Genomic DNA, 6,486 nt, shown 5'->3' with positions numbered 1-6,486 from the left:
CCGCCGCCTCGGCGTCCATGACGCCGCCCTGATGGACCGCCGCCACGACGCCGAACAGTGGGCGCGGAACGCCTCCCGGGGCGCCGCGCCCCGCGTCGTGGCCAGGCTGGACCGCTGCGGGGCCGCGCCGGGCGGCGCACCGGTGGCGGCACGGGAGGAGGAGCCGGAGCGCTACCGGCTGCGGCTGTGGTGCGACGACGGGGACGGGCTGCGCCAGGTGTCGGACGACAGCGAACGGCCGCGCGGCGCACAGGAGGTGGCCCAGGAGATCTTCGCCGCCGTGGCCTCGCTGCGCCGCCCCGACCCCTCGGGGCCACGGCCCGTCATCGAACTGATCGTGGACCGGGACGCCCTGGAGGTGCCCGTGGACCGCTGGAAGGCTGCGGGGCCGGGGGCGGTGCTCCCCATCCGGCTCGGCACCCCGTACCCCCTGGTCGTCAACTGCCCCGAGCTGCGGGAGCTGAACGGCGGCACGATGCTGGACCAGTGGCGGGAGCGCTGGGCCCGGCTGGAGGCCGAGGAGCCCGTGCACATCGACGACACCACGGCCCCGGACCCGGAGGCGGTGTGCGGTCTGCTCATGGAGCGGCTCACCGCCCGGGTCACCGTCGATGTGGCGGCCCACCGGCGCACCGGTGTGGTGCAGATGTGTCTGGCCGCGGGCGTTCCGGTGGTGCTGTGGGACCGCAGCGGGGAGCAGGGGTCCCCGGCCGTGCGCCACGCGGCGGGGGCGAGCACCCGTCAACTGCCCGAGGCCGTACGGACCTACCGTACGAAGACCCTGCAGCGGCCCGACGAGTACCCCGGGCGGCCGGTGCTCGCCTGGGCCGATGCCGGGCGGGCGCTGCCACGGCTGGACCTTGTGGACCCCACGGAGTGACGGTGGGACCCGCGAGGACGGCGAGATGTGATGACGAGACGGCAGGAGGCGCGCGATGTCCGCTGAGGCGGGCCGAGAGGGAGGTTCCCCGATGAATCCACGGGAAGAGCCCGACTGGCGGCTGTTCCGGGGGGACGGCGTGCCCCGGCATGTGGAGATGCCACCCGCTCCGCCGTGGCGCCGCTTCGGCGGCGGGGAGCAGGCGGCCCCCGGTGGGAACCGGACGCCGTCAGCTTCCGGCCGCCCGGCGCCGTATCTGATCGAGCCCGAACACGCGGACGTCGTCAATGCGGCCCTCCACCTGCGGCGTCCGCTGCTCGTCACCGGCAGCCCCGGGACCGGCAAGTCCTCGCTCGCGCGGGCGATCGCGCATGAGATGGACCTGGGCGAGGTGCTGCGCTGGCCGGTCAACAGCCGTTCCACCGTGCAGGACGCGCTCTACCGCTACGACGCGATCGGGCGACTGCGCGAGACGGCCCTGACGCGCGACCGCGGCGAGGCCGAGCCGGACATCGGCAGCTTCGTACGGCTCGGGCCGCTGGGCACCGCGCTGGTGCCGGGCGAACGCCCCCGGGTGCTGCTCGTCGACGAGCTCGACAAGGGCGACGTCGACCTGCCGAACGATCTGCTGACCGTCTTCGAGGAGGGCGAGTTCGAGATCCCCGAGCTGGCCCGGCTGCCGGAGGAGCAGTCGGTGGTGGATGTGCTCACCGAGCGGGCGGGCGAGCGGGCCACGGTGCGGCGGGGCCGGCTGGTGTGCGAGGAGTTCCCGGTCGTGGTGATCACCAGCAACGGTGAGCGCGACTTCCCGCCCGCCTTCCTCCGCCGCTGTGTCCGGCTGGAGCTGCCCACCCCCGACGAGTCGCGACTGCGGGCGATCGTCACCGCGCATCTGGGAGACGACGCGCTGGAGGACGTCGATCAGCTGCTGGACGCCTTTCTCCGGCGCCGGGCGGCCCGCGAGCTGGCGACCGACCAACTGCTGAACGCCGTGTTCCTGCGGGCGGGCGGCATGGACGTGACGGCGGACGGGCTGCTGGAAGCGGTGCTGCACCGGCTGGGCGGGGCGGTGTGACACGTGGAGCGGGGGGACGCCGAGCGGGGCGGGGCCAGGCAGGGTGACGCCGGGCAGGACGACGCCACGCAAGGCGACACCGGGCAGGGCGACACCGGGCAGGGCGACACCGGGGGCGGCGGCACCGGGCGAGACCGCGGCGGGCAAGGCCCCGCCAGGCCGTTGGGGCGGCTTGACGAGGCGATCGCGGTCCTTGCGTCCAGCGGTCTCGAGCTGTCCAGGGAGGAGCTGCTCGACGCGCTCTGGCTGGCCGGACGGCTGCCCGAGGACGGCGCGGAGCGGGCGCCCCTGGCCCGCGCGGTGACCCGCGGCGGGAGGGCGCTGCCCGCCACGCGCCCCGAGCCCGCTCCCCGCCCCGCGACCACGGCCTCGCCGCCCGCGTCCGCTCAGCGGACCGGCCGGCCGACCACGCCCGCCGATACCGCGCAGGCCAACGGCGGCGAGCCCGGCGCCCAGCCGTCCGCCCCCGCCGAGGGGCGGCCGGACGACCCTCCGGAGCAGCGCCCCGCCCGGACCCCGCACGCTGGCGATCAGCGGCTGCGCGGTCTGTACGGCGGCAGCCAGGGGCCCGGTGCGGAGTACGCCGAGGGCGTACCCCCAGACGCGCGGCGCGCACTGCCCCTGCGCGTACCCGAGGACAAGGCGCTGCACCAGGAGCTCTCCATCGGCCGTGCCCTGCGCCCGCTCAAACAGCACCGTCCCAATCCGCTCAAGCGGGAGTTCGACGAGGCCGCCACGGCCACGGCGCTCGCCGAGACCGGTCTGCCGGACGTGGTGACCCGCCCCGCCCGCGAACGCTGGCTCGATCTCGCGCTCGTCATCGACGACGGGATATCGATGCTGCTGTGGCGGCGGCTCACCGTCGAGCTGCGCACCGTACTGCAGCGCTCGGGCGCCTTCCGCGTCGTCCGGGTCCTGGGTCTGCACACGCGCGGCGGCGGCGCCCCCGCGCTGCGCGCCCGCCCCTACGCCCCGGAGGCGCCCCTGCTGCCCACGACGGCACTGTCCGACCCCTCCGGGCACACGCTGGTGCTCGTGGTGAGCGACGGGGTGGGCGCGGCGTGGCGGGACGGGCGGATGGGCCAGGTGCTGGCGCGCTGGGCGGGGCTGGGCCCCACAGCGGTGGTGCACGCGCTGCCGCCCCGGCTGTGGGAGGGCTCCGGGATCCGGACCCGGCGCTGGCAGGTGCGCACCCGCAGACCGGGTTCGGCCAACGCGGACTGGACGGTCGCGGATCCGGTGCTGCCCGCCGCCCTGGCGCGTTTCGACGGGGTGCCGGTTCCGGTGCTGGAGCCGGACGCCGGGCCGCTGGCCGACTGGGCCCGGCTGATCGCCTCCGCGAGCGGTACGGCGGTCCTCCCGCTGCTGGTCCCGCCGCGCGACGGCCCGCACGACAGCCCGCACGACGGCCTCCGCACCATCCCGGCCGCCGCCGTCCCCGCCTCGGCCGCCGCCGTCCCCGGCCCAGCCGCCGTCCCCGCCCCGGCCGATGAGCTCGGCCGCGTCCAGCGCTTCCGGGACGCGGCGTCCCCGGAGGCGTACCGGCTGGCGGCCCATCTCGCCGCCGTGGCACCGCTGCCGGTGCCGGTGATGCGGATGGTGCAGAAGGCGGTGGACGGCCGGACCGACACCGGACGGCTGGCCGAGGTGTTCCTGGGCGGGCTGATGCGCCCCGTCGAACCGCCCGCCTCGGCGGGTTCGGACCCGCTCCCGCCCGAACACCGCCCCTTCACCTTCACCGACGCGGCCCAGCGGGCGCTGCTGGGCGCGGTGCCGCTGGCGGAGCTGGTCGCGACCAGCCGACTCATCGGCCGTCGTCTTGAGCAACTGGCGGGCCGCTCCCCCGACTTCCCGGCCTGGCTGGCCGACCCGGGCGGCAGCGACCGGCTCCCGCCCGGCGCCCGGCCCTTCAGCACGGTGGAGCGACGGCTGGCGGCCCGGCTGGGGGCCACATCGCTGTCGTCGGCATTCACGACCCGTACGGCGGCGGAGCAGTGGCGCCGCCTGGAGCCCAGAGACCCACGCACCATCGGTCCGTACCGGCTGACGATGGCCGGACCACCGGGAGCGCGGATCAATCCGTATCTGGGCCGGGACGCATACGACGCGGAGGCCGTCGTCCAGATGGCCCGGCATGTGCGCGGCCAGCAGGACGCCGACCTGCTGGCGGTGGAGGCGGAGGCGCTGCGCCGGATGGACGGCCGCTACGCCCGCCGTCTGCTGCGCGAGGGGCTGGCCGACGACGTTCCGTGGGTCGCGGAAGAAGCCCTCATCGGGGAACGGCTGGACTTCGTCCTGCGCGGCGACGCCGAGCGGTGGGGGGACCGGCTGGACGACGCCCTCCTCACCAGCCCCGAGCGCTGGGACGGGCATACCGCCCTCGCGCTCGCCCGCAAGGTCGCGGACGCGGTGCGGATCTCCGAGAACGTGGGGATGGTGCACGGCGACCTCAGCATCAGCACCGTGCATATCGCCGGTGAGGACATCCTCCTGACCGGCTGGTCGTCGTCCGCCATCGATGGGATGCCGTCGCCGGCGTCCGCCGGTGGCCGCCCGCCGACCTCCGAGGAAGTCGTCGGTGCGCTGGGCGACATCCTGTTGTGCCTCGGCGGCGGGGCACAGACGCGTCATCCCGCCCCGGGGCTGTATTTCATGCCGCGCTGGAGCGGTGCCGTCTGGGAACCGCTCCGCGCCGTGGTGATGGCATGCCGGGAGAACCCCCGCCACCACACGGCACGCGGGATCTGGGAATTCCTCATGGGCTTCCGACCGGACGCCGGGGCGCCGGAAGCCCACCCCCGGAGCTCTCAGCCCGAGCAACCCACCGCCTGCCCGCTGTGCGGCAATCCGCTGGACCCGTACGACCGCTACTGCGGCATATGCGGCACAGACCTGTCCACGACACCGCCCCTGTCGCCGCCGTCCGACTCCGCCGACGCTCCCCGCACGGAGCCGGAGAGCGGCCTGCCCTCGTTCGACCGGTACCGCGCCTACCGCAGGCTGGGCGGCAGCCGAGGGCAGGACGTCTATCTGGCCCGTCGATCAGGCGCATCGAACGATGTGGTGGTACGCGTCGCCCCGGGCGCCAGTCGGGAACTGCGGGCCGAGGCGGAGGCGCTGCGGCGGATGTCCGGGCATTACGCGCCCCGGCTCCTCATCGACGCCTCTTCCGGCAACCCTCCGTGGCTCGCGATGGAATGCGCCCGGCTCCCCGACGGCTCACCGGCCCCACCGCTGTCCGCGCTCCTGGGCCGGCGCTCCGACGGCTCACCCCGCTTGGACCCCGTGCACGCCGCCACCATCGGCCTCCGCATCGCCGAGGCGGTGAACATGTGCGCGCTCAAGGGCGTCGTGCCCGGGACCCTTACGGCGGACACCGTGCTCGTCGTCGGCCATACGGTGAAACTCATCGGCTGGACCGACGCGAGCCTCAACGACCGCCGTCCGAAGGCCCCCACCGCCGCGGACAACGTCCACGCCCTGGGCGAGATCCTCCGTGCACTGAGCGACGCGCAGCCGACCGCTCAGCTCTCCCAGACGGACGCCGTATGGCGCGAACCCAAGCTGATCTCGATCATCTCCGCCTGTCTGGACGACCGGCCGGGCAGGCGACCGTCGGCGGGCCGGGTGGCGGACGTCCTCGTCCAGTGCCTGGCTGCCGCGCCGCCCCCGGCCCCGCCCCCGCCGCCGGACGAGGCACCGGACGCCGGGCCCGCCCCCACGGCGGCTCCCGAGCCGCCGCAGCCCCCTCGCTCCACCCGCTCGCGCCTGGCCGCGCTCGTGGGGCTCGGCGGGCGGTCGGCCAGGGCGGAGCAGCGACAGCGCAAGCTGGACCTCATCCGTACGCCGCTGCCGTCCTGCCACCGCATCGCGGTGACCTACCCGGTGGGGACCGGGCGCACCGCGACGACGCTCGTGCTCGGTTCGATCCTCGCGAGCGAACGCGAGGACAAGGTCGCCGCGTTCGGCGCGGGCCCGTTGGGCATCGAAGTGGGTCACACCAGACGGACACCGTCCGGGCTCGAGATCTTCGCGGGGCCCTCCGCACCGGGCGCCCGCACGACCCCGAGAACCCGGCCCACCGACCAGGAACCCCGCCGCGTCATCGCCGACCTGAGCAGCCGCTACGCGGTCGTCCTCGCCGACACCGGTACGTTCCTCGACGCCAGACGGGTCATCCCCGATCTCGCCGACCAGCTGTTGATCGTCACCAGCACGTCCGCAGAGCACAGGTGGAGCGCGCACACGATCCTGGACAAACTGGAGGAAGGCGGTCATGCGGAGCTGGTACGCCAGGCCATCACCGTGATCAACAGGTCGTCCGAGACCGAGACCGCCTCCGACGGCGATCTGGCGGAGGGGTTCCGGGCCCGCTGCCGCGGTGTGGTCGTCGTGCCGTACGACGAACATCTGGCCACCCAGCGTGACATCGGCCTCGAACAACTCGCCCCCAAGACCCTCGACGCCCACATCGACCTCGCCGCCCTGGTCGCGGAGGGGTTCCCCGGGGCCGGGACATAGCGCCCGCCGC

2 protein-coding genes and 1 pseudogene are annotated in these 6,486 nt (G+C 75.1%); all 3 read left to right on the top strand.

Annotation, left to right across the window (positions count from 1 at the left end):
* Nucleotides 1–880: pseudogene (locus ACFXB5_RS38365) on the top strand (serine protease); the annotation flags it as partial.
* A 91-nt stretch (nucleotides 881–971) separates the two neighbouring features.
* Complete coding sequence (locus tag ACFXB5_RS38360) at nucleotides 972–1,955, top strand: AAA family ATPase (protein ID WP_385217205.1); 984 nt, start codon at nucleotides 972–974, stop codon at nucleotides 1,953–1,955.
* 3 nt (nucleotides 1,956–1,958) lie between these two features.
* Nucleotides 1,959–6,476: an SAV_2336 N-terminal domain-related protein gene (locus ACFXB5_RS38355; RefSeq protein ID WP_385217202.1), complete on the top strand. Its 4,518-nt coding sequence runs from the start codon at nucleotides 1,959–1,961 to the stop codon at nucleotides 6,474–6,476.
* Nucleotides 6,477–6,486 lie beyond the last annotated feature (10 nt).

The organism is Streptomyces sp. NPDC059455 (assembly GCF_042750115.1).
Classification (GTDB): domain Bacteria; phylum Actinomycetota; class Actinomycetes; order Streptomycetales; family Streptomycetaceae; genus Streptomyces; species Streptomyces endocoffeicus.
The sequence above is the reverse complement of the archived record's forward strand: the minus strand, read 5'-3'. Positions and strand labels throughout refer to the sequence as shown.